Source organism: Granulicatella seriolae (genome assembly GCF_024543085.1).
GTDB classification, from domain to species: Bacteria; Bacillota; Bacilli; order Lactobacillales; family Aerococcaceae; genus Granulicatella; species Granulicatella seriolae.
This window is the reverse complement of the sequence record NZ_JANHNZ010000011.1, coordinates 20,214-45,513: the sequence shown is the minus strand read 5'-3', so window position 1 is coordinate 45,513 and position 25,300 is coordinate 20,214. Positions and strand designations below refer to the sequence as shown.

22 protein-coding genes are annotated in these 25,300 nt (G+C 39.2%); 1 reads left to right on the top strand and 21 read right to left on the bottom strand.

Annotated features, from left to right (window positions below):
* Positions 1-64 precede the first annotated feature (64 nt).
* The 12 genes from NPA36_RS09070 to NPA36_RS09015 all read right to left on the bottom strand — a co-directional run bounded on the left by NPA36_RS09070 (position 65) and on the right by NPA36_RS09015 (position 17,085).
* Positions 65-1,357, bottom strand: a complete 1,293-nt coding sequence (locus NPA36_RS09070) for an alpha-amylase family glycosyl hydrolase (RefSeq protein ID WP_256945809.1) — start codon at positions 1,355-1,357, stop codon at positions 65-67.
* A gap of 50 nt (positions 1,358-1,407) precedes the next feature.
* A complete protein-coding gene (locus NPA36_RS09065; protein ID WP_256945808.1) occupies positions 1,408-3,177 on the bottom strand; it encodes a glycoside hydrolase family 13 protein in 1,770 nt (589 codons plus the stop codon).
* Positions 3,178-3,227: 50 nt separating this feature from the next.
* Positions 3,228-4,928: a glycoside hydrolase family 13 protein gene (locus NPA36_RS09060; RefSeq protein ID WP_256945807.1), complete on the bottom strand. Its 1,701-nt coding sequence runs from the start codon at positions 4,926-4,928 to the stop codon at positions 3,228-3,230.
* Positions 4,929-5,245: 317 nt separating this feature from the next.
* Positions 5,246-6,190: a LacI family DNA-binding transcriptional regulator gene (locus NPA36_RS09055; RefSeq protein WP_256945817.1), complete on the bottom strand. Its 945-nt coding sequence runs from the start codon at positions 6,188-6,190 to the stop codon at positions 5,246-5,248.
* A 575-nt stretch (positions 6,191-6,765) separates the two neighbouring features.
* Complete coding sequence (locus NPA36_RS09050; RefSeq protein WP_256945806.1) at positions 6,766-8,211, bottom strand: polysaccharide deacetylase family protein; 1,446 nt, start codon at positions 8,209-8,211, stop codon at positions 6,766-6,768.
* Between the two features lie 25 nt (positions 8,212-8,236).
* Complete coding sequence (locus NPA36_RS09045; RefSeq protein ID WP_407932813.1) at positions 8,237-8,677, bottom strand: Fur family transcriptional regulator; 441 nt, start codon at positions 8,675-8,677, stop codon at positions 8,237-8,239.
* A gap of 407 nt (positions 8,678-9,084) precedes the next feature.
* Positions 9,085-10,677: a PASTA domain-containing protein gene (locus NPA36_RS09040; protein ID WP_256945804.1), complete on the bottom strand. Its 1,593-nt coding sequence runs from the start codon at positions 10,675-10,677 to the stop codon at positions 9,085-9,087.
* Complete coding sequence (locus NPA36_RS09035) at positions 10,670-11,344, bottom strand: ABC transporter ATP-binding protein (RefSeq protein ID WP_256945803.1); 675 nt, start codon at positions 11,342-11,344, stop codon at positions 10,670-10,672. The genes NPA36_RS09040 and NPA36_RS09035 overlap by 8 nt, the downstream gene beginning before the upstream one ends.
* 12 nt (positions 11,345-11,356) lie before the next feature.
* A complete protein-coding gene (locus NPA36_RS09030; RefSeq protein WP_256945802.1) occupies positions 11,357-12,883 on the bottom strand; it encodes an ABC transporter permease in 1,527 nt (508 codons plus the stop codon).
* A 572-nt stretch (positions 12,884-13,455) separates the two neighbouring features.
* The gene (locus NPA36_RS09025; RefSeq protein WP_256945801.1) at positions 13,456-14,874 is read right to left on the bottom strand and encodes a 6-phospho-beta-glucosidase; all 1,419 of its coding nucleotides are present in this window, start codon (positions 14,872-14,874) and stop codon (positions 13,456-13,458) included.
* Positions 14,875-14,919: 45 nt separating this feature from the next.
* Positions 14,920-15,573, bottom strand: a complete 654-nt coding sequence (locus NPA36_RS09020) for a histidine phosphatase family protein (RefSeq protein ID WP_256945800.1) — start codon at positions 15,571-15,573, stop codon at positions 14,920-14,922.
* 96 nt (positions 15,574-15,669) lie between these two features.
* On the bottom strand, positions 15,670-17,085 hold the full coding sequence (locus NPA36_RS09015; protein ID WP_256945799.1) for a glycoside hydrolase family 1 protein: 1,416 nt from the start codon (positions 17,083-17,085) through the stop codon (positions 15,670-15,672).
* 259 nt (positions 17,086-17,344) lie between these two features.
* On the opposite strand from NPA36_RS09015, the gene NPA36_RS09010 reads away from it, so the two are divergent.
* A complete protein-coding gene (locus NPA36_RS09010) occupies positions 17,345-18,013 on the top strand; it encodes an HD domain-containing protein (RefSeq protein WP_256945798.1) in 669 nt (222 codons plus the stop codon).
* Between the two features lie 84 nt (positions 18,014-18,097).
* Here NPA36_RS09010 and manA read toward each other — a convergent pair whose 3' ends face one another.
* The 9 genes from manA to NPA36_RS08965 all read right to left on the bottom strand — a co-directional run bounded on the left by manA (position 18,098) and on the right by NPA36_RS08965 (position 24,914).
* On the bottom strand, positions 18,098-19,057 hold the full coding sequence (manA, locus tag NPA36_RS09005) for a mannose-6-phosphate isomerase, class I (RefSeq protein WP_256945797.1): 960 nt from the start codon (positions 19,055-19,057) through the stop codon (positions 18,098-18,100).
* A gap of 18 nt (positions 19,058-19,075) precedes the next feature.
* Positions 19,076-19,945 carry an ROK family protein gene (locus tag NPA36_RS09000; RefSeq protein ID WP_407932812.1) on the bottom strand — a complete coding sequence of 290 codons (870 nt, stop codon included), beginning with the start codon at positions 19,943-19,945 and terminating at the stop codon, positions 19,076-19,078.
* A 143-nt stretch (positions 19,946-20,088) separates the two neighbouring features.
* Entirely contained in the window at positions 20,089-20,403 is a 315-nt protein-coding gene (locus tag NPA36_RS08995; protein WP_256945795.1) for a PTS lactose/cellobiose transporter subunit IIA, read from the bottom strand.
* Positions 20,404-20,411: 8 nt separating this feature from the next.
* Entirely contained in the window at positions 20,412-20,729 is a 318-nt protein-coding gene (locus NPA36_RS08990; RefSeq protein WP_256945794.1) for a PTS sugar transporter subunit IIB, read from the bottom strand.
* A gap of 22 nt (positions 20,730-20,751) precedes the next feature.
* A complete protein-coding gene (locus NPA36_RS08985) occupies positions 20,752-20,907 on the bottom strand; it encodes a hypothetical protein (protein WP_256945793.1) in 156 nt (51 codons plus the stop codon).
* A gap of 21 nt (positions 20,908-20,928) precedes the next feature.
* On the bottom strand, positions 20,929-22,293 hold the full coding sequence (locus tag NPA36_RS08980; protein ID WP_256945792.1) for a PTS sugar transporter subunit IIC: 1,365 nt from the start codon (positions 22,291-22,293) through the stop codon (positions 20,929-20,931).
* 33 nt (positions 22,294-22,326) lie between these two features.
* The gene (locus NPA36_RS08975) at positions 22,327-23,022 is read right to left on the bottom strand and encodes a GntR family transcriptional regulator (RefSeq protein ID WP_256945791.1); all 696 of its coding nucleotides are present in this window, start codon (positions 23,020-23,022) and stop codon (positions 22,327-22,329) included.
* A gap of 21 nt (positions 23,023-23,043) precedes the next feature.
* Positions 23,044-23,487, bottom strand: a complete 444-nt coding sequence (locus NPA36_RS08970; protein ID WP_256945790.1) for a DUF3284 domain-containing protein — start codon at positions 23,485-23,487, stop codon at positions 23,044-23,046.
* Positions 23,488-23,519: 32 nt separating this feature from the next.
* Positions 23,520-24,914 carry a glycoside hydrolase family 1 protein gene (locus NPA36_RS08965; RefSeq protein ID WP_256945789.1) on the bottom strand — a complete coding sequence of 465 codons (1,395 nt, stop codon included), beginning with the start codon at positions 24,912-24,914 and terminating at the stop codon, positions 23,520-23,522.
* Positions 24,915-25,300: the final 386 nt, after the last annotated feature.

Sequence of the window (25,300 nt, the reverse complement as noted above, 5' to 3'; positions counted from 1 at the left end):
TTATGCTTGAGCTTTTGCTTATTTGCAATCGTTTTCTCTTTGTTAACGGTAACAGAATGTATACCTACTTGTTTGGCGCTTTAAAGGCAATGGAAATGCTTTCTGTTTCAACCTGTCCGTCCTTAACAGTAACTTCTTTTCCATTGATAAGATTGATATAAGTTCCATCTAAAACTGGTACTGATACCTTGCCAAACTTATTCTTAAATGAGCAGATACCAATAAAACTTTGGTCTGCTTCTTTATAAGTCAAGATAGCCGTATCTAAATCATCAACAGCTGTGACACTATAGGCAGCATCCATTGGAATGTCTTCTTTTTGAATCTTAGCTAAAGTAACTAACTCTTGACTGATGTTTCTACCGGCTGACCAGTTGATTTTATCGTCGTCAAAAAGTGTTGGCACATGATCTTCTTGAACTTCTTGACCGTTGTAGAGCAAGGTGGCTCCTTTTTGTAGATAGATAAAGCTAGTCCATTGCAGTAAACTTTCTTCGTTAGGGATAAGTGCCTTAGCTCTTGGATTGTCATGGTTTTCAATATTACGTAATTTTACGTAGTTAGCTGGGAAGATAGCTTCTTGAATATCTAGACGGTTGACATAAGTACTCAAAGGAATCTCATCTTTTAAGTAGGCATCAAACAGGTCTCTCACATCATAGTCATAGGTCATATCAAATGCTTGATAAATTTCACTATCTGAGTGTGCTAACACACCAAGGCTGCGCAATTCACGGATAAAACTCAAGTGAACTGTTTCAGACAACCAAATGATGCCAGGCTTCACTTCTTCCACAGCTTGGCGAGCTTTTACCCAAAAGTCTACTGGTACTAGCGGTGCTACATCACAGCGGAAACCATCTACTAGTTTAGCCCATTGTTTTAGAGTTTCAATCTGATACTCCCAAAGCCCTGCTTGTTTGTAGTCCAAATCAACGATATCGGTCCAGTCACCTACTTGGTTGCCCATAGAGCCATCAGCTTTTTTGAAGAACCATTCTGGATGTGTTTCAACTAAGACGGAATCTGGCGATGTATGATTATAGACGATATCAATCATCACCTTCATGCCTCTTTTATGAATCTCATTGCATAAGTTCTTAAAATCTTCCATTGTTCCATAGTTTGGGTCTACTGCACGGTAGTCCTTGATAGCATATGGTGACCCTGCTTGTCCTTTACGGTTCTTTTCTCCAATTGGGTAGAAAGGTAGAAACCAGATAATATCGGTTCCTAGAGCTTTAATACGGTCTAACTGTGGAATGACCCCTTTAAAAGTTCCCTCAGGGCTAAAATTACGAATAAAAATACTATAAATTAGTTCTTTTCTTAGAGCTGTATCTGTTTGAACGGTCACTTTATTCCCTCTTTCTGATATTACATTTTTGTATCATCTAATATTTCTATTTATTTAAAAATAATGAATCCGTTTGGCTCAACAATAACTTCGTCTTTCCTTAGGTTGTAGCCATTTCCCAGTAGGATATGTTTGCTAGAGCTTAACCGCAATGAGTAGTCTTGGCTATCATTATTGAAAATAGCATTTAGCATTTGTCCTTGGTAGTCAATCTCTAGGCGGAGGAACTTACTTTTACTGCTAATTTCCATTAAGTTCATTTGACCATAGACGATTAGTTTATTGTATGCCTTACGCAAGGCAATCAAGTCCTTCATAAAGGCGAACATCTCGGTATCTTGTTGGTCTGGATTCCACGGCATAACACGGCGACAATCTGGGTCTGGTCCACCTGCTAAACCATATTCTGTTCCATAATAGATACATGGTGTTCCCATTTGTAAGAACATGAAGGCTAGGGCTGCTTTAACCAGGTCTTTGTCCCCTTGAGCTGTGGTCAAGATTCGTTGCGTATCATGCGAATCTAAAAGGTTAAACATAACTTCATTAGTTTGTCGACGATACATCATTTGTTGCTCATATAGTCGGCTAATGAATTCTTTGATACCTAATTGTTCTTGGAGAAAATATTGGTTAATGCTACCTGTAAACGCATAGTTCATTACCGCATGAAACTCATCTCCAACTAACCAAGAGCGGGAAGAATGCCAGATTTCACCTAAAATATATAGGTCAGGTTTAATGGCTAGGACTTGTCGGTTGAATTCTTTCCAAAAACGATGATCCACTTCATTAGCAACGTCCAAGCGCCAACCATCTATATCAAACTCACGAATCCAGTAGGTAGCTATATCTAAGAGATAAGCTTTCACCTCTGGGTTGGCCGTGTTTAACTTAGGCATATTCGGTGAAAAAGCAAAGGTGTCATAGTTCAATTCTTTAAAAGTTTCTTTACTCTCATGGTCCAGGTGCGAACTAACTGGGAATTCCCGGATATGGAACCAATCTGCATATTTAGATTCAGCTCCCTTTTCTATGACATCTTGCCATTCCGAAGAATGACTTCCGATATGATTGAAGACAGCATCCAACATGACACGCATGCCACGTCTATGGGCTTCGTCAATTAGTTGTTTAAAGAGTTGTTTATCACCAAAATGCTTGTCTATCTCAAAATAATCAATGGTGTCATATTTATGGTTGGTTGCTGCTTCAAAGATTGGGCAGAAATACAATCCGTTAATCCCTAAGTCTTGCAGGTAATCCAATTGATCGTAAACACCTTGTAAATCTCCGCCAAAAAAGTCATCGTGTTTTGGTGTAATGGTAGAATCCCACTCCAAGGTATTGGCTGGAGAAAAATCGGGATTGCCATTTGCAAAACGTTCTGGGAAAATCTGATACCAAACGGTTTCCTTGACCCATTCTGGCGATTTAAAGCGGTCAATATCATGAAAATATGGCAATCTAAAATAGTTGCCGATGTGTTTAAAGTTATCATCGCTGTCTTGAAGCACTCCTAAGTCACCATACAAGACAACGGATAAATCTAGTCCCGTCACGCGGAAGACATACTGTATGCGACGAAACTCAACAGAGACTTCTACTTGCCAATAGTCATATTCCAGACCACTTGCTACTTTTTCCATATCGAGTGCATGGCTATAGCCCTCTACACCTACTAAATAAGGATCCACGTAGTATAAGGTGACTTTTAAAACGTCATCCTTTTTGGTACGTAAGCGAATATGCATCGTATCTTCGTTATAAAGATAGGCAAATTCAGATTCTGGTCTATGATAAATTGCTGATTTTTCCATGTGTTCGTTTGTTTCCTCCTCTTGCAAAACTATCTAGTCTATCTATTTATTTATATACGTTCAATAACACTTGCCCCATAAGGTGGTAAAATGACTTTTGTTCCCTCATGTCTAACACCATCATTTTCTAGTAGGACGGTATGACCTTGTCCATACCATTGGTGTAGACTATCGAATTCTCTTTCTTTGTCGGTTAGGTTACAGATAACCAAAACGACTCTGCCATTTATTTGGCGTTCATATGCATAGAATTCATTGTTGGTATCAATCAAACGCCAGTATGCCTCAATGAAGAAGTTGGTTTTTTTCAAGTCAATGACTTGTTTATAGAAGTGATAAATGGAGCTCGGATCTCCTACTTGATCTCTCACATTGTAGATTCCTTCTACGTTAACTCCACTCCATGGCTCATGCTCAGAAAAACCTGCATATTCTGAATCATCCCACTGCATAACACCACGACTTGAATCTTTGATGGTTGCTTGTAGGTTTTTCAAGATACCTTCATCTGAGTAGCCAAGACGGCGTGCCTTTTCGATAAAGGCATTGGTTTCAGGTGCTTCCAATTCCGTTAAGGAGTGAAATTGTAAGTTTCTCATCCCAATCTCTTCACCATTCATAATGATAGGAATTCCTTTTTGTAAATACATGAGAATCGCTAGCATTTTAGCACTTTGTTGACGGAATTCTGGATTTTCATTTCCAAATCTAGAAACAGCACGTGCTAAGTCATGGTTGTTCCAATACAGTGTTGGACCGCCACGATGCATCATGGTGTACTGCCAAGCAGAAATAATTTGTTTAAAGGAATTAATTTCTAATTTTGATTCTTGGAGGTTTGATGGCAGGCGATGATCTTTCAAGCTTTCATCATCCGTGAAATAACGGAAAGTAATCACTGAGTTACATCCCCCTTGGTATGGGTCGGTATACCATAAACCAAGTTCTGGACTGGAAGAAGAAGCTTCTCCAACGATGAAAATATCAGGGTACTCTTGACGTAAGGCATCGGCCCAATCCTTCATATAGCCATTGACACTTGGTTGATGGGCATAGAAGTGTTCCGCCAATCCAATCTCACCTTCTGGCAAGCCAAACACATCAGGGTAGCCGTCTTCTTTATCGATATGAATGAAGGCATCTACTCTAAAACCATCGATCCCTTTGCCCAACCAAAATAGTCCAATATCTTTTAAAGCTTGACGAACTTGTGGATTTCTCCAGTTCAAATCAGGCATTTCTTTTGCAAACAGGTGGAAGTAGTATTGATTAGAGTTTGCATCATACTCCCATACAGACCCTCCAAAAAATGACTGCCAGTTGTTTGGGGCTAATTGACCGCCTTCTTTACCGTCTGCCCACAAATAATAGTCACGATAAGGGTTATCCTTGCCCTTTAAAGCTTCTAGGAACCAAGGATGTTGGTCTGATGTATGGTTAGCTACAAAATCAAAGATAATCTTGATATCTCTTTTGTGTGCCTCTTCAATCAATTCCTCTACATCTTCCATCGTTCCAAATTCCGGATCAATGCTATGGTAATCTGATACGTCATAGCCGTTGTCAACTTGCGGTGAGGCAAAGACAGGATTAAGCCACAACATGTTTACTCCTAGGTCTTTTAAGTAATCTAGTCGAGAAGTAATCCCTTTGATATCACCAATTCCGTCATTGTTAGAGTCTTGAAAACTTTTTGGATACACTTGATAGAGAACTATTCCATGCCACCATGGTTCTACTTGATTTGTCATTTTTTACACTCCTCATCATTTATATTTCCCTTATACTTTACCGAAGTAATGAGTTACTTACAACCGTTTCCAATCAGTTACCGGTATCAGAATCTGATTGGTTGAAGTGGGAGTTTTTTTCTGTGCGTATCCGGGTCTCCCTTGCCTTATCCTTATGAGTTTTCTGTCTCGGAAATGTTTGCCACACAAATAAAACCTTATGAAATGAACAAGATGTTTGCTGATTCCATAAGGTCTTTTCATGTAAAACAGATTTCTATGGCCAGTTTCCTCTTGAGGCTTAAAAATTCATTTACATATGTTATTAGGTTTTTTAATTACTTTGTTGTGCCTCTTACTAATAGTTTTGCATCGAAGTAATAGGCCTCTTCTTCTAATTCTTTCCCATCTATTAAAAGCATTAGTTGATCTACGCAGGCACTACCCATTGCCACTACCTGTTGTTTCATAGTAGTCAACATAGGTGCCGCAATTTGGTCTAAAAAGACACCATCAAAGCCGATAATGCCAAAATCTTCTGGGATGGACTTTCCCATTGTTTGCAAACCTCTCTCAATTCCAATAGCAATCCTGTCAGATGCACAAATGAAGCAGGTATTCTCTTTTAAGGACAAGCTTTTTACTAAGTTGGCTGCTTGAGATGAGCTGTTTCGAATGCGATGAATTTGGACACTTTTATCCGGGTATTGTTCCATAACAGACTTATAACCTATTTCTCTAGATTCCTCAAAGAGTTCGGGTACATCAATTCCAACAAATATAATGTCTTGGTAGCCGCGTTCGATAGCATATCTAGTTGCTGTTTCGGTACCTAATCGATTGTTTGAATCGACGAATGGCATATGATATCTATTTTCTCCAAAAACGATGACAGGCTTATCGATTTTTTTAACCCATTCATAATCATCTTCCTTCATACCTGTAACAATATAGCCATCACTTTCTCCAAAATCAACCGAGTTTTCTGTAATCAGTTGAAGAGCATAATGATAATGGTCTAATCCTTTAGCGATGCCATTAATTAAATGCATGTAGTAAGGTTCTGTGACATCCATTTCCTCTAGTATGAGTACCTTTACTACTAGTGTTCTATTCTTGGCTAAGGCTTTGGCTATGGTGTTTGGACGGTAATCGAGTTCGTTCATAGCTTGATAGACTAATTCCTTTAATTCTGGTGTAACCAATTGTGGATGATTCAAGACTCTAGATACAGTCATTTTTGAAACATTGGCACGTTTAGCTACGTCCTTTAATGTTACGATACAATCACCTCATTTATAGTCTTATTTGCCTATTATTATACCATTTTTTTGACTTCTTCACTAATGAAAGTGCTCTTTTATATACTGTATTCTAGATTCCAAATCTACTGGCAGAAATTAGTAATAAGACTGAGCAGAAAGTTCGTGATAAAATAAAAGCATTCTAAATCATAAAATAGTTCCCCAGAAATCTATCCGAAATGAGAACGGTGGCACCGCCGTGAGCCTTAGTCTCACTGGCTTAGCTGTCTACGTGGCTGTAATCGGCTGAAGCCGAAACATCCACTGTGCGTCAGCTATGCTTTACACCGTTCTGTACGGATAGATTTCTGGGGAACTATTTTATTGGGTTGCCATTTGGACTTTTTGCCCAGCTCCAAACTCCAAACAGTCACGGTGCGCCAGCTATGCTAAAACACCGTTATTTCTGGTCTATTTTTCGGAAACTCTTTTGTTTAGTTATAATGCAGACTTTTGCCCAATTCTTAAGCTTAATACGCAAAAGAATGCTGTAGAATCAAGATTTTGTTTCTACAGCACCCTTCAATGAAGGTCTTCAATAATTTTCATTCATTTTATAAGCCATTACTGGTCTTATCGTCAAAGTATAATCTGCCTGCTTGAAGTGGTTCGCTATGGTAGAGTTCGTTAATCGTAACCCCTTTATAGTTGTTATCTCTCAGATACTCCAAAACCGCTGGCAAAGAATCTACCGTCGTTTGATGAATATCATGCATGAGGACAATAGCACCTGGATAGACCGTTTTCTTAACTACCTCAAGGATGGCGGCCGGATTATGACTCTTCCAATCTAGCGTATCAACTGACCAGTTTACAGCTGGCAATTTAATAACCGAAGCCACACTATGGTTAATTGACCCATAAGGTGGACGGACTACACTCGCAGTAGTTCTACCAGTAGCTTTACTGATAGCATCTTGTGTTTGTTGAATTTGTGCTTGGGCTTCCTCACTCGAAACTTTGGTTAATTCAGGGTGACTCCACGAGTGATTACCAACTTGGTGTCCTTCATTAATCATTCGTTGCACAAGATCCTCATTGCCCGGAATATTTTTTCCAAGTAGGAAGAAAGTAGCATGCATTTTATAGCGAGCTAGGATATCTAAGATTTGTGCAGTAGTCTCTCTGCTAGGACCATCATCAAAAGTTAGGGCTACTAAAGTTCTTGATTTAACTTCCTCTAAATATTTCTGGTAGTCTGTTTCCTCAGCTTCAGGTACCATATCACCTTTTAGGTAAGGATATAGGGTTTTAAGTTCGATATCTAATTTTGAAAAGTTGTCTTGAGCTAATTCTTTTGGAAGTTCAAAACTGATTAGTTTATTGGCATAGGAAAATTCTAGGTTCGGTAACTTATCTGCAGCAAACTGTTCTCTGATTTGATCCTGCTTTTCAGGAGCAATTTGTTTTTCTTCCATAACTCTATTTAGAATCTGATTGATCTCCTGCTTAGCTGTATCTGGATTGGCAAACAAGTCATTCACTGTTACAACTTGCTGCGTTCCTTCTTGGACGTAAATATGGTTTACTTCTTTTAAGTCCTTTTGCACTAGATGATTGTTTTTCCTTTGATAGGTTGACTGAAAAAATTTATGTAGCTTAATGCCTCTATAACAGGCTGTTTGATGTGACTTCAAGTAGACTCTCTCTACATTATTGTCTTTCATTGCTTTTATATTACCGCTAAGTGTATCTTTTTTATAGGCATCTAAAGCTTGTTGGGTGTTAGATTCTGACACTTTTTCTTTGTTTGCTGGATAGTATGTGATAACTTCTACTCCATCCATGTCTTCTTTGGTTTCATTCACAGCTACATTGCTAACCTGGGCATCTTGGGATTCGACTTTTTCGACATAGTCAATCGATTTTTGGTATGCCTTGCCTTCTATGTATTGTTTCACAAAAATTAATTCTACAACCACTAACACGACAGCCAATATGCCCAAAAATACCAACATTGTTTTCTTTCTTCCACTTTGCTTTCTTTTATCTCTTCTCATTGTCCACCCCTCTTAACATTCCTCTTCAAACACGTTCATCTTCTTGGCATTGCTGGCAAATTCCATATACTTCCATTCGATGTCCTGAAACTTTAAATCCAGTTAAATTCTCTGTTACCATCTCTACATCATCTAGGATTGGGTAGTAAAGATCCACTACACGACCACATTTTTGACAAATGGCGTGATAATGCTGTGTTGATGAAAAATCAAATCTGCTAGACGCATCTCCATAAGTCATCTCTTTGATCAAACCAATCTTTGTAAAGAGCCTGAGATTATTATAGATTGTCGCAACACTTAAATTAGGGAATTCTGGCGCCAAGGCTTGATATATCTCATCCGCACTTGGGTGATCTACAGGTCCATTCACTAATAAATTCAAAATAACTTCTCTTTGTGGAGTAACACGAATACCTTCTCTTCTTAAACGAAGCACTGCCTCTGTATAAAGCTTTGAATCCACTGACATCCTCCTCCCATAAACTAGACCTACTTATTTATAACTATTCTAATGTATCCAAATTAGATTTTCAATTGTCTTAATGAATCTTAAGATTAAGTCTCTTGATTGTCATTCGTTTATTAAAGCAAGAGATTTCTAGATTGGAAAAAATTACATTTTTTAACTCACACAAGAGAGTCCCCAAATAAGGGGCAGAAATCAATACGGTGACATTGACGTAAACCAAGGCTTTCAGGCCTAGCTGGTCTAAGTGGTTGTAATCGGCTAAAACCGTTACTATCACCGAGTGTAAGCAATACTTAACACCCTTATTTCTGACACTTGTTTGGAGACTCTTTCATGATTAAAAATTAATTTTATTTGATTAGAAACTTTTCACTCAATTTCCATTTCATACGACAAACTTTCTACTCTTCTGACTCTTTTTCTTCTTTGGGTTGTTCATCTCGAGCATTGGTCCAGGTACTTGATGTGTCAGAAGTAGAACTATCTCCACCGCCACTGCCATCATGATAAACACCGTTACTAATACCTAACCACACTTCAAAGGTTAGCGGAATAATCTGTTCATAGGCACTTTGTCTGACCACTGTACCTTTTTGCTGGCTAGAATCCACATAATAAGCCACATAGGTCACATCTGCTCCCTTAGCTTGGAATTCATCGAAGAAGTATTTTTGCAACTCACTATTGTTTTTACCAGTTAAATCCTTTAAATAAGGCTCCCCTTGTGAGTAGACCAATACAATATTCTTATCATCCTTTTCAGTTAATTGAGCCCCTGATTCAATCGATTGGGAAATCAAATAACCATAAGGGGTTGTTGTGCTAAATTGGTACTTAACAAGAGGGGTAAGGCCTGCTACTGTCGCAGCCATATCAGGAGATAATTGTGAAAAATCTGGAACAGTAACACCTTTTCCAACTGAAACAACAACTTCCATCTTATCTTTTTTAGCCACTTTTTGACCGGCTGTAATGGATTGGGAAATAACTTTATTGGCCTCAATGGTATTACTAGCCTGCTCTGTATAGGTCATCGCAATCTCGTTGCTTCTAACCCAAGTCTCCACATCAGTCTTGGTTTTACCAGCAAAATCAGGAACATCAATATTCTTTTCTAATACTTCAGGCCCTCTAGAATAATAAACAATGGCACGGTCTCCACGTTTATAATCACTAGCGGTCACACCAGACGATGTAATCTCTAACTTCATGAATTGGTCAGCAGGCGTAGCTTCATCAAATTGCTTCACCATCCTTAAATTGGACGCTTTGTTTTCATCAATCCAAGATTGGGCTTGACTTGCTGATAGATTAGCAAAATCTGGTAAAGCAATTACTTCTTCTGGATCTGCCCCTTTAGAAACCACGATGGCAACAGTAGACCCTTTACGAACTTTGCTACCACCCTTTGCTTCTTGAGAAACAATCATGTTAGCATCAATGCTTGTATTGAAGGCTTGCTCAGCCGTAAAATCAACACCATTTTTAGTGCCCCATGCACGCAACTCTGATACTGGTTTCCCAACAAAATCTGGAATCGTAACATGTGTCAATTGATAGACTGCAAAAATAACCAATAGCAAGGCCGCAATAGCACCACCAATAAACATCAGCCGCTTACGCTTTTTCTTGTTTTGATAAGTAGGGTCTATTTCGGTTTCTTCTTCAAAATCATCCCGCCGTCCACTAGTTGGTGGCACAGGTGGTGGTGTGGAAGTAGCAGTTTGTCTAGCTTCTTGCCGACTAGGAATTTCTTTGTTGGCTGCTGCCTCTTCATTCTTTTGATTTGTCGAAGCCAATTCTGGGTCTAAGCTTACAGTAGGGTCAGCTTCGAAGGCAGACATTTTAGGAACTGGTCGTTTTCTAGTAGTTGGGTCAACCACTTCAGGACCACTTTCACCTTCTTTTTCAGTAGGTACATCTGTACCTTTCTTATCCTCTTCTAACAAGTCTTTGTATTTATTTCCAGAAAACTTCGACAAGAAATCACTCATATTCTTTCAATACTCCTTTGTTCAGGTAGAGAATTTCATCTGATTGTTCGGCAATCTCTTTCGAGTGAGTAACAACAATCACACATTTGCCATGCTCATGAGCTAATTTTTTAAAAATCTCTACGATTTCAATTTCCATTTCTTCATCAAGGTTTCCTGTCGGTTCATCAGCCAGAATAACTTCAACATTAGTCGCTAGGGCTCTAGCGATGGCAACCCGTTGTTGTTCTCCCCCTGAGAGTTGGTTAACCATACGATCTGCCTTGGTTTTAACAATTCCAATATAATCTAACAGGTTGTATGCCACCTCAGACTTGTTGTCTGGTAGTTCATTTTCTGTGATTGACATTGGGACTAAGACATTCTCAACGGCTGTCATATAAGGAATCAGATTATAGCTTTGAAAGATGATTCCAATATTGTTTCTACGAAAATGTTCATAACCAATTTCTTTGATATTCTTACCTTCATAATAAACTGTGCCTTCACGAGGTTCTTCTAAAGCGCTAATTAGGGATAGGAAAGTGGTTTTACCAGAGCCTGATTGCCCTAGGATTGTATAAAATCTCCCTTTTTCAAATGATACATTGGTTCCTTTTAAAATATAACGTCTGTTTTCACCATCTTGGTAATAGTAAGTCAAATCTTTCGTTTCTAATAACGGCATACATTTCCCTCCCTACATCATAATCTTCTTAGGATTTAAGCGAACAATATAAATCATTGGTACAAGTGTTGCGACTAGAACCGTTCCTAAACCAACACTATACATAGCAGCAATATAGCCTGGTGTTAAACTAACCTCATAGGCTGCCACAACATCCTCTTGGGTATAATCATTTTGATTGAACTCAATCATGGATAAGTCATAGGTAATGCTTCCACCATTTTGACTGGCTTGATTTTCAATTTGGTTTTGAATGAGAGAGCCTGATAAGCCTTTGGCAATCATATTCCCACTAAAAACAGAAAGGCTGATGGCAACAAATGCAATCATAAATACTTCTGCTAAGACTTGACCAACAACTTTACCCTTAGCTTCTCCAAATGACAGGTAAATTCCTAGCTCATGTTTGCGGTCACGTAGGAAGAGAAGTACGACAAGAGTGATAATCATGATAGTAGCGATGATAGCCACAATCAAAACGTATCCTGCCATCTTAGACATAGATTGAACTGGTGCAGCAATGGTATCGTAGGCATCAGAACTTGCCTTAACCACATAGTATTCAGGCAACATTGCTTGTGCTTCTTCTTTGAAGTAATCCACGTCTTCCGGTTTGTTCAACACATAGATTGGTGTGTAGTAATCTTGAATTTTGCTCAAGTCCATTTCTGGATCTTCAGTAGCTCTTTGGGCCATATTTTCTGCATTAATCGTTCTAACAAACCCATTTGGAACATAAATAGTATTCATGGTTGTCTGTTCTTGGTAAGCCTTGGTCCATTCATCTTGGGTAAGACCGCCAGAATTTGTATCATTTTTATCTGAATCTTTCTTAGGTGCTTGTGCAGGTGTTCCAAAAATCCCAATGACTTCAACAGCATAGTCTTTCTTTGAGAGTGGTTTAACTTCGCTGGCATTGCCAGATGTACCATAATCCAAGGTATATGAAGACAAGACAATGGTATCTCCAACTTTAATTTGGTTTGTTTCTGCCGTCTTCTTAGAAATCAAACCAACATCTGCATTCTTGGCAATTTCATCCTCTGTAAAAACTCGCCCTTCTTCTAAAGTAATGGCGCCTTCTTCCATTTGGATAATTTTATTGAATTGAACACCTTTCAAACTAAAACCATAGTATTTACTGAAAGGATCTTCGGCTCCACCCATCTGTTCTTTTATCATATCTGGGATATAATTTTTCAAAGCATCTGCGCCTATACTAGCTTGAGTAGAGTAATCATAGTATTTCACATACGAAAGATTCCCTATTGCTTCAATTTGTTCAGGAGTTAAGCTAACGATGGTTTCAAAAATATTTGGGTCACTTTCCCCAGCCTTAGTTAAAGCTTCATAGTCTAATGATATGGTTGCTGTTGCTCCCATATCTGACTTAATTTTATTCTCCACATTCTTGGTTGATTGTTGAATCGAAATTGCACCAGCAATCACATTCCCTAAAATAAAAACAATAGCGAATAAGAGTGCTGATTTCCCTTTTCTCCTACTAACACTTAACCATGCACGTTTTAAAAAATTCATCCTTACCCCTCCTGATCTTGTTTGAAGTTATACTATAAACAATGAACGATAACTTTTCATTTGATTGCTTAGTTCTTGTAAAACGCTTTACATTCATATCTTATTTTCTCAATTTTTCACAAAAATATCAATAGCAAACTCTAATAATTTTCATAACCTTTTAACAATCGTTACGAAAATGTAATATTATGTCTCCTAGAAGGCTAAAAAATAACTCTACTATTCTTATAAAAATAGCTTTTACATCAGAATAGTAGAGTATTTTATTTAGTTGGATAATTTTTTCTTATTGTGTTCGAGTCTCTAGAGCATCTGACAGAAATAAAGACGGTGGCACCGCCGTTCCCATTTCTGATAGATTTCTGGGGAACTATTTTATGATTTAGAAACTTTTTTATTTTACTACAAACTTTTTGCCCAGCCCCAACAATCACTGTGCGTCAGCTATGCTTTACACCGCTATTTCTGTCAGATGACCTAGAGACTCTTTTCGACTTAAAAATTTGTCTTGCTAATTAGTATATACTACCCTAAACCTTGATTTTCTAGTTTAGTAGTGACATCTACCTATCTTATAACTCTTGACCATTACTTGCGATAACTTTTTTATACCAGTCGAAGGAAGCTTTTTTGTATCGTTTGTTACTTCCATTTCCAAAGTTATCACGGTCCACATAAATAAAACCATACCGTTTCTTCATTTCACCTGAACCTGCAGATACCAAGTCAATGCAGCCCCATGACGTATAGCCCCATAATTCAACACCATCTTTTACAGCCTCTATCATTTGTTCTAGGTGTTTGCGCATATAATCAATACGGTAGTCGTCTTGAACCGTACCGTCTACTAACTCATCAACCGCACCCAGACCATTTTCCACAATAAACAAAGGTTTTTGGTAACGGTCATACATTTCATTCATGGTCACTCTTAGGCCGATTGGGTCAATAGCCCAGCCCCATTCGCTGACTTCAAGATAAGGATTGGCAATAGAAGCAAAGGCATTTCCGCCCTTGACTTGTTTCATTACCTCTGGATCGCCACTAATAATACGGGATGAATAATAGGAGAAAGAAATGAAATCAACTGTGTTTTTAAGGATTTCTTCATCGCCATCTTCAAATTCAATCTCAAATCCTGCTTCTTCAAATTTGCGTTTGGCATAAGATGGGTAATAACCTCGTGATTGCACGTCCACAAAGAAGTATTGCTCTTGGTTGGACTCTTGAGCAGCACGAACATCGATTGGATTCGGTGTATTGTAGTAGACAATCCCAGCAGCTAACATACAGCCTACCTTATTTTCTGGGTCTATCTCATGAGCTAACTTAGTTACTAGGGCACTGGCTACCAGTTGATGATGGGCTGCTTGGTATTTGACTTGCTCTGTATTTTCGCCTTCTTCAAAGATTAAACCACCACCAAAGAAAGGAATGTGCAAGATCATGTTGATCTCGTTAAAGGTTAACCAATACTTGACTTTGCCTTTATAGCGAGTCAAGAGTGTTTCCGCATAACGAACATAGAAATCAATCAACTTACGGTTGCGCCATCCACCATACTTGGTCACCAACCCTAGCGGCGTGTCAAAATGGTTGATGGTTACAAGAGGTTCAATATTGTACTTAGCTAATTCATCAAACACCTTGTCATAGAAAGCTAGACCAGCTTCATTGGGTTCAAGTTCATCTCCTTCTGGGAAGATTCTAGTCCAGGCAAATGACATTCTAAAGGTTTTAAACCCCATCTCCGCCAACAAAGCAATATCTTCCTTATAAGTGTGATAAAAATCGATTGATTCATGACTTGGATAGAAGTTGTAAGTCGTCTCCATAGCTTTTTTCGGGTCTAAAAGAGCTCCCCAACGGTCTTCTTGTGCAGATGGGAGAATATCTACTAAAGCCAATCCTTTCCCATCTTCAAGGTAAGCTCCCTCACATTGATTGGCAGCAACTGCGCCGCCCCATAAAAAATCTTTTGATAATACCATGTTGTTCCTCCTGTTTTATTTGTTATTGTTCGCTTCGTTTAAAGCTTATTGCCAGAAAACATGGTCTTTGATAAGAGTCTCTTCTGGCGTTTGGTCTTCCAAATCATGGACAATACCATTGACTGGATCAATGACTTTGACCAGCTGGTAGTGACCGTCCTCAATTTCATATTTGTGAATGGAGCAATTACTTGAGATGTAAGTTGGGTATTTTTCTAAGTTTAGGCTTAAGAAAAATGCCCACATAGCACCACCGTGACTAACAGCCAGAACTGTTTTACTCTCATCTTCCTCGAAAATGTCATCTAGCGTTTGGCGGACTCTTTTTGCCACATCTACATTGGATTCCCCATCATAGGCAACGAAGTAATCCTCATAAGATTGTTGTCCTTTACGGTTTCTTGGAGGATTGAGGTATTCACTAGCCCCCTCAAACTTGCCAAAGTTCCATTCTTTGATGCCTTTCAATCGAATGTAGGGCGCGTGATTAGTAACCAGTTCTAAGGTGTCACTTGCCCGTTCTTGGGTGGATGAATAGCATTCATCGAAGGTAATCCCCTCATTTTGGAAATACTCTCTGGCCTTTAAAGCTTGTTTCTCACCCTCTTCGGTTAAGGGAGAATCACACCAACCTTGAATTCGTTGCTGTTGGTTAAATAATGTTTGCCCGTGTCGCATGATATATAGTGTTTTTTTCATAGTCTATCTCCTTTTGGCTCTTTTGACCGAAGAGGCAAGCATAACTTACTAAAGTCAAAAGCTATCTTTATTGAATCTGTCAGATAATATCAATCCTTAAGAAAATAAGTTTTCTCCATTGCTAGCAATTAAGTCTTTGTACCAATTGAAGGATTTCTTCTTATATCTAGCCAGAGTACCACTTCCATCATCGTTACGGTCTACATAGATAAAGCCATAACGTTTGCTCATTTCGGCCGTGGATGCTGATACCAAATCGATACAGCCCCAAGTGGTATAGCCCCATAACTCAACCCCATCTTTCATTGCTTCCCCAACTTGTTTCAAATGTTTTTCCAAGTAGTCAATACGGTAATCATCTTCTACAGTTGGTCCATCTGGTCCGTCAACTAACACATCTTTTGCACCTAAGCCATTTTCTACGATAAATAGCGGAATTTGATAGCGGTCGTAGAAGGCATTTAAGACCATGCGTAAGCCAATTGGGTCGATTTGCCACCCCCACTCAGACGCTTCTAAATATGGGTTTGGTACACCGCCTAGAATATTGCCTTTTGCTCGAGCTTGTTTTTCTGGATCGGCCGTTGCTGTGACACTCATGTAATAGGAGAAAGAGATAAAGTCAACTGGATTCTCTGCCATCAACTCTTTATCCCCTTCAGCAAAGTCAATTTCAATCCCTTCTTCCTTGAAGAATCGTTGAATATAGTTGGGGTATTTACCACGAACATGGATATCAGAGAAAAGGTAGTTTTGGTTCTCAAACTGTCTTGCCTCAAGTACATCAACTGGGTTTGGTGTTAGAGGATAGGCTGGCATAGCGATAACCATACAACCAATCTTGAAGTCAGGATTAATTTCGTGCCCAATCTTAGTCGCCAGAGCGGAAGCCACCAACTCATGGTGAACTGCTTGATAAAGGTCTTGCTTAGATAACTTTTCAGGTGGAGTCAGAATCCCACCGCTCATAAATGGTGCGTGCAATACGGAATTGATCTCGTTAAAGGTTAGCCAGTACTTCACTTTGTCTTTGTAGCGTGTGAAGACTGTTCTGGCATAGCGTTCAAAGAAGCCGATTAGCTTACGGTTGGTCCAACCGTCGTATTCTTTGGCAAGATGTAGCGGTGTTTCATAGTGAGACAGGGTTACTAGTGGCTCAATCCCATATTTGGCCAACTCGTCAAACAAATCATCATAGAATTGCAAACCTGCTTCGTTAGGCTCGATTTCGTCTCCATTTGGAAAGATACGTGCCCATGCAATGGATGTTCGGAAAACTTTGAAGCCCATCTCAGCAAATAAAGCAATATCTTCTTTGTAGCGATGGTAGAAATCAATACCTTCTAGCTTAAGGTTATCCGGTGTTGGCTCTTCTGTAATAGGACCGAAACCACCTTTTGGAGTAACATCTTGAACAGTAAGTCCCTTGCCATCTAGGTTATAGGCTCCTTCGTATTGGTTGGCTGCTGTAGCGCCTCCCCACAAGAATCCCTCTGGAAATACTTTTGTCATTTGTATCATCCTTTCTTTTATCTACTATCTTCTATTATAATAGAATTATTTTGAAAATGCTTACCATAAGTATGGGTTTTGATAATTTGGCGAGGTGCTCAAACAAGATCATAAGCATATCTGTCAGAAACATAGGAAAGAAGCTAGCAACAAGTCCAAATAGTAACCTGCACTTATTAAGAACAAAGATTTACAGGGGTTCAACTTGGAACCGAAATTCTGGTATACTTAACAAAACTAGTCTTAAAAGGAGACAATAATGGACAACTATACTTCCACTGAAAAGAAGGCATTGGCAGTCATTGAAACTGAAATGGAAGATTTTTTTAAGAATGACAACTCTGGACATGATTGGTTTCATGTTCAACGAGTGAGACATAATGCCATTAAGATTGCTAAAACTGAACCAGAAGCACAAGGCTTTATTATCGAAATGGCGGCGTTACTTCATGATCGTTTTGATGATAAACTAGTTGCTGATCCTGATAAAGTGAAGACAATGTTTATGGTACATCTATCTGAATTGGGCATCGACCAAATAAGTATTCAAAAAATATTTCATGCTGTGGACGCAGTGGGTTTCAAAGGAGGCTTTAATCAAGTTCCCGTTATTTCTATTGAGGATAAGGTTGTACAAGATGCTGACCGTCTAGACGCTATTGGAGCTATTGGTATAGCTAGAGTTTTTGCCTACTCTGGCGCAAAAAAACGTCCCATTTATCTCGGTAACGAGGTCTTTCAACCTAGCCAATCTGCTAATGACTACCGTACGAAAAATGGCAGCGCTATTGAACATTTTTATGAGAAACTGTTACTGCTTAAAAACCTGATGCACACAGCAGAAGGTAAGAAAATGGCACAAAAACGTCATGACTTTATGGTGTGCTACTTAAAAGAGTTTTACGAAGAGTGGGGCGACATCGACTAACTTTAAAATGGGATGGGCAAAAAAACCAAAGAGAGTCTCAAAAATCCTTTAGCTTGTAGGATTTTTGAAGCTCTCTTTGGTTTTTTATTGATTCAAGTCACCAGGGTGTGAGCTAATAATAGTTAACTTCCCAATAATGGTCCACTCATTGCAATTGGAGGTCAAGATAAAGTGATCACCCTTTTTTAGTGGATAATCTGTAGCAGAGTTAATCTCAATACTTCCTTGTCCATCAATGACCGTACATAGTTGGTAAGGTTGTTTTTTGGTAAAAGCCACCTGACCATCGATATCCCATTTTTCAACAGAGAAATAATCATAGTCTCCAAAAGAAGTCAGCTGGCTATCACCAACCTGAACCTCTTTTCTTGCTAAAGTACCATCTACATTAGGCACCATGGTCACATCTTTGGACTCTTGGATATGCAAGGGACGCTCCAACCCATCATCTCCCAGACGATTGTAATCATACACACGGTAAGTCGTATCACTGCTTTGTTGGGTTTCTAAAATCAAAATACCGGAGCCAATAGCATGTAAGGTCCCTGCCTTTACATAGAAGAAATCGCCAGCCTTAACTGGGACTCGAGTGAATAACTGATCCCACTCTTTCTTATCAATCCGTTGATTGAATTCTTCATGAGTCTTAGCCGTATGCCCAAAAATAATTTCAGCACCTTCTTTGGCATCAATCACATACCAACATTCGGTTTTGCCTAATTCTCCAGCGTGCTCTTTACCATACTCATCATCCGGGTGAACTTGGACGGACAAATTATCTTGAGCATCTAGAATTTTTATCAAGAGTGGAAATTCTGCTGCCTTAGAGTCACCGAATAAGTCTCGATTTTCTTCAAACACGCGAGATAAGGTTTGACCTTCTAGGCTACCATTTTTTACGACACTTTCTCCATTTGGATGGGCGCTGATTCCCCAGCACTCTCCTACTTTATCTGAGGGCAAATCATAACCAAATTGAGCTAGTTGCCTACCACCCCATATTTTTTCTTGTAAAACTGGTTGTAAAAATAAAATTTCGTTCATAAGAACCTCCATGTGATGTTATAAGTCTTGTAACTGTTCTTGTGCTAGGAGCAAGCAACCCATAGTCCCAGCTAAATCTCCTAGAACTGGCTTGACAATGTAACTTTTTAGGGCAGGTATTTCGACATAGCCGTTCAATAGCCTTTGAAACTCCTCTTGAATCAGACCTAACAGACTTGGTTGGTGCATAACGCCTCCACCTAAGATAATAATATCTGGTCTCAAGGACACCGTATAAGTCACTAAGGCTTGTGCTAGGTAGTTGGCTTCCAATTTCCAGACTTGGGCATTTTGACCCAATTCAATTCCCTTTTGACCCCATCTGTTTTCAATAGCAGGGCCAGCTGCCAAGCCTTCTACACAATTCTCGTGGAATGGACACATGGATTGCCCTTCATCATCCTTTTCTTTCTGAATGAGAATATGCCCCATTTCTGGATGGCTAACCCCTGAATAGACTTGTCCATGCGAGATATAGCCTCCACCAATTCCAGTTCCAATGGTGAGATACAAAATATTTTCTAAACCTCTGCCAGCGCCCAATTTATACTCCCCATATGCCGAACTGTTGACATCGGTGGTAAAGGCGATTGGTACTGCATATCTTTCTTTGACTTGGTTAAGTAAAGGGTAATCTCTCCATGCAACTTTAGGTGTTGTAGTGATATTCCCATACGTTTTTGATCTAGAGTTGACATCAATCGGACCAAATGACCCAATCCCAATTGCCTTTATGGGGTATTTATCAAAAAACTCAAAGACCTGGCCCATGGTTTGTTTTGGATTGCTAGTGTTAATTTTGATACTCTCGACAATAGTCAGTTCTGCATCAGATACTGTACAAACAAACTTAGTTCCGCCTGCTTCAATAGCAGCTAACATAGACATTCTCCTTTCGTGACACAACTTCTTCACCATCTTGCTTAAAGCACTTCTACTTTTCAATACATTTATAAATTTTTCTCAAATAGATTCCAAAAAAACCACACGTAGACGGATACTAGGCCGTCTACATATGGCTACACTGTTTATTACTTTTGCACTTTATAGAGTTCGACAATTTCTTTTGCTAAATCGCAAAAAGCTATTGAAGTCATCAGGTGATCTTGTCCATGAACCATTAATAAACTGACAGGGACGGGGTTTCCTTGTGCCTCTTGGGTTAAGAGACCTGTTTGCGCATGATGAGCTTCAAGTAAAGAAGCATCAGCAGCTGCGAGTGATTGGTCTGCTTGGTTAAACTCACCTTGTTTAGCAAAGCGAATAGCTTCCATGGCATTACTTTTGGCATCTCCACCAAACATGATTAACTTCATAATCACTTCTAAATTTGCTTGTTCTTCCATACGACCTCCTACAGTGCCAAAGCAGCGTCTAAAACTTTTTCACCATTCATCATGCCATAATCCATCATGTTAATGACATCTAATTTAATGGATTTACCTTCAACTTTCTTAGCAAAATCATTTTTCATGTACTTAACTTGTGGGCCTAATAGGACAATGTCTAGTTCCTCTGGTTTGTCATCGATTTTTACTGAAGCTTCTCCTACAGATAAGGCATAAATTTCTGCATCAATGCCCTTTGCTTTAGCTGCATTTTGCATTTTCGTCACTAAAAGACTGGTACTCATACCTGCTGCACAGGCTAGCATAATTCTTACTTTTGACATATTCTTCATCCTCTCCTTGATACTACTTCTTTTTTGGTTTTGCCCGTCTCATCACTATATATCCTACCACAATTTCAACAAAACCCATAATGATAACCAATCTTGGTGAGGGAAGAATTGGACTTGATGCTATTGATAGGAAACCAATGGCGCATAAAAACAGTCCCCATTTTTCCATGTGCAAAACCTCCTTGAATTTCTATTCTTCAACTACCTTTTGTTTGTTAGCCATGATGACAAATGGTGCCCAGATAGCGAAAGCTATTCCGACATTCAATAGGGAAACCAGACCTGCTAGAATATTTCCTCCAGTAGCCAGATAAGCGTATAGTCCTGGAGGTGTAATCCATGGAACACTTACAAAGACTGGTGGAATAATTCCTGCTGCCGTAAAGGCATAAGCGACACCGGCACAAATTGGTGGAACGATTAACCAAGGAATAACGAAGGTAGGGTTCAATACGATTGGCATACCAAATGTAATTGGCTCATTGATATTGAAGATACCCATTGGAGCGGCTAATTTGGCAACGGCTCTGTGATCTTCTCTTTTTGAAAGGAAAAAGATAGCAATAATCAAGGCAATGGTAACACCTGAACCACCCATTTGAGCGTAGGCATCAAATGAACCACGTGTCCAAAGGTAAGGCAACTTGCTGATGTCATGGTACATTTGATAGTTATTGGTGTTTTCCAAAAGTGCTGGCATATAAATACCATCCATAATTGGCCCCAATACGTTGTGTCCATGAAGTCCGAAGAACCAGAATAATTGGACCAAGAAACTCATGAGTAAGACGCTGAAGAATCCTTGTGACAAGCCTAGTAGCGGCATTTGAATGTATTTTAGAATAAAATCATTGATTGGGCTACCTAAGAAAGTAACAGACAGGTAAGATAGAGTAGCCACTAAATAAATAACAATAATACCAGGAATAATAGCTTCAAAAGCTCTGCTTACTGCTGGTGGCACTGAGTCTGGTAATTTAATGACCAAACCACGTTGCATTAATTTGGCATAAACGATAGATGCAAGCATCCCAATAATTAAAGCTGTAAAGATTCCGTTTGAGCCCAAGTAGTTGACATTAATGAAGCCCCATGAATTTGCTTCAATTCCCACAGCTGCTTCATTAACAACTGCATTAACCCCTAAGCCAGTTAACTTAGACAATTGGTCAGGTGCCACACCTTCAAAACCAGCAAAGAAAGTAGCTGATTGAGGAACAGTTGCGATTAAAGAAGCAAAGGAAACTAATCCACCTGCTAGAGGATTTACATTGTAAGCTCTAGAAACATTGTATCCCAAGGTAAAGGCAAAAACCATGGCCATAATGGCTAATGTTGCAAACCAAACATTCCCGTTAATACCAATTAACCATTGCATTGACTCAACAAAGCCTGTGTTTCCTAATTCAGTAGGGATATCTCTAAAAAATACATTAATTAATACTGCAACAGAACCTGCCATGGTTAATGGCATTAAAGCGATGAAAGCATCCCTTACAGCAACTAGGTGCTTTTGAGAACCAATTTTTGCTGAAATTTCCATAAATCTATTCATTTTCTATTCTCCTTTTGTTTTGTATTTCCCATTCTATTGTGAGACTTGTGGTCGTGTGATAAGAGAGAGCTGACTATATTTGGGATGGTGGTATTCAACCAAATAAAGAAATGGTCTACCATCCAGATGGCTCATTAGTCCTTCACTTTTGATGATGGGTGTCTGTATTGGTACCGCTAAAAGATTAGCGTATTGAGCGGGGACTATAACGGCTTCAAAATTTTGTTCTAGCACCGAAATTTGTAGTAACTTTTCAATATCAAACAGGGTATCAACATCTGAGAATTCGTGATTTTGAACATATTTCTCTGACATGTATCCTTCTTGAATTCCGATAACCGTGTCCCCTTTTTTGACCATGCGTACTACACGTAAGATACTAGTTTCCATTTCTAGTTTCAACTTTCTTATAATGCGGTGGTCGACGTGGTGGTCTGGCTGATATTTGAGCGCGAAATAGATGACTTGAAATTGATAATTCTCTGTCCCACTCAAGACCATCTGACCTTTACCAGCCACTGCGCTATCTGAAACGAAAGTCCCTCTATTGGCATCCCGGTAGAGAACACCTTCTTCTACTAATAGATTAACAGCCTTCCTAACCGTCATGCGGCTAGCATCAAAGTGCTTGACCAGCTCTCTCTCCGACAAAATCATTTCATTGGGATGCATCTGGCTAATGACCTTCAATAACTGATTCTTAATTGTTATATACATAGGTTCACTCAAGATACTCTCCCCTTTCATTTCTTACTGAATTTGTTCCAAAGTGTAGGTTTCAAGATTGTTCAATAGCATATTGGCACATTTTCTATATCTTGATCCCATCAAAAATGATAGCAACTTGTGGTTCAATCTAACAAAAAAATCCTGACTAGAAAATTCTTCACTGTAGGTCACTTCGGTCGTCTTATCTGTTCTTTCTTTCATGTCAAATGTCGTTGTAATTAGTCCTCTGTTGCTAGCGACTTGATAGCTATATTCCTGATTAGGAATCAAACTAACAATTGTAAGTCTAGCACTTGATTTTTGGCCTGTTCCTCCTTGATTTCCCAATTGGTAGGATAGGCCTTCTTGAATATCTTCTATACGAATATCTTGTCCAAGGGAAGCTTGGACTTGAGCCTGAATGGATGTTAATAGTGCTTTATAAATTTGACTAGCCTCTGCTTGCAACACGTGACTAACCTGCATCATACTTCACCCCTCTCTTTTTTAAAATCATTCTAGTCTTCAAACCCATTTCTCATGGCCGTATCCGCAAACCAGTAACCACTGGCTTTGATGGTTCGCTTGTAGTCATTGTCTAAATCAACGGAGATGAAGCCATAACGGTTCTTATAAGCATTGCACCAAGACCAATTGTCCATACAAGTCCACATATGATAGCCTTTAACATTGACACCTTCTTGAATCGCTTGATGAACGTACTTTAAGTGGTCCTTAACAAATTCAATACGGTAGTCATCTTGGATGGAACCATCTTCTTGGATAAAGCGTTCTTCATTTTCTACACCCATCCCGTTCTCAGAGATGTAACAAGAAATGTTGCCATAGTTGTCGCGAACGTTGATTAAGAGGTCGTAGATACCTTTTTCGTAGATTTCCCAGCCACGGTACGGGTTCATCTTACGGCCCGGCATCTCATAGATATCAAAATAATGATCTGGCATTGGAATTTCCGGGTTGGTGATTGGAGATTCTTTCTTTTTGATTCGTCGAGGTTGGTAATAGTTGATTCCCAACAAATCAATCGTGTTGTTGGCAAAAATAGCTGCATCATCTGGCTCAGTTTCAGGCATACAGTAGCTTTCTTTAATCAAATCAATCAAATCCTGTGGGTAATGTCCTAAGACAGTCACATCTAAGAAAGAGCGATTAAAGAAAAGATCGGCACGGTGAGCAGCCAGCACATCTTCAGCATCATTGCTATCTCTAGGATAGGATGGTGTTAAGTTCAAGATAATACCAATCTCCCCTTGATATCCTCCAGCTTTAAAAGCTTGAACGGCTAAAGCATTCGACAAGGCTTCATGGTAGGCTACTTGAACAGCTTTCTTCATATCAATCAACATTGGGTAGTGAAATTGATAAAGATAACCAGCTTCTACCGGAACGATTGGCTCGTTATGGGTAAACCATTTTCGAATCTTTGCTCCAAATAATTCAAAACAAGTTTTGGCAAATGTCACATAAGCATCGACGACTTGACGATTCTCCCAACCACCAATTTTTTGTAACTCGTTAGGCATGTCAAAATGATAGAGATTGACAAAAGGCTCAATCCCTTGGGCAATCAAACTATCAAAATAGTCATTGTAAAAATCGACTGCTTTTTGATTAACCTCCCCTACACCATCTGGTATCAATCGACTCCATTGGATTGACGTCCGAAATGAATTGTGACCAATTTTCTTCATGAGAGCAACATCTGACTTATAGTGCTTATAGACTTCGGAGGTATGTTCTGGACCTACTTGATTGAAAAACATCGTTGGTTCTTTCTTATACCACATGTCCCAGATACTGTCCCCTTTGCCATCACCATCAACTCTTCCTTCTGTTTGAGGCCCACTAGCTGCGGAACCCCACCAAAATTTTTCAGGAAACTGATAAAACATCTGACTCCTCCTTTTCTTGTACTGTTTGGCTTCTTTACTTAGTTACATCTGTCTTATTTCGCATGATTGGTATCCATCTATCCACATTTTCCAGTGGACTATACCACTCACATTTGAAGTATACCACATTTGATTGAAAATAAAAGCGTTTTTTTGAACCGTTTACAAATAATGCTAAAAAACTGATGGTAGTTGCTAGGTAAGAAGCTTGTAAAAAATAAATCTATCCCTAAATCACAAAAGAGTTTCCTAGAAATGAATCAGAAATCGAAACGGTGGCACCGCCGTGAGCCCAGCTCTCACGCCTTAGCTGTCTACATATCTGTAATCGGCTGAAGCCGAACAGCTACAGTGCGTCAGCTATGCTTTTACACCATTATTTCTGA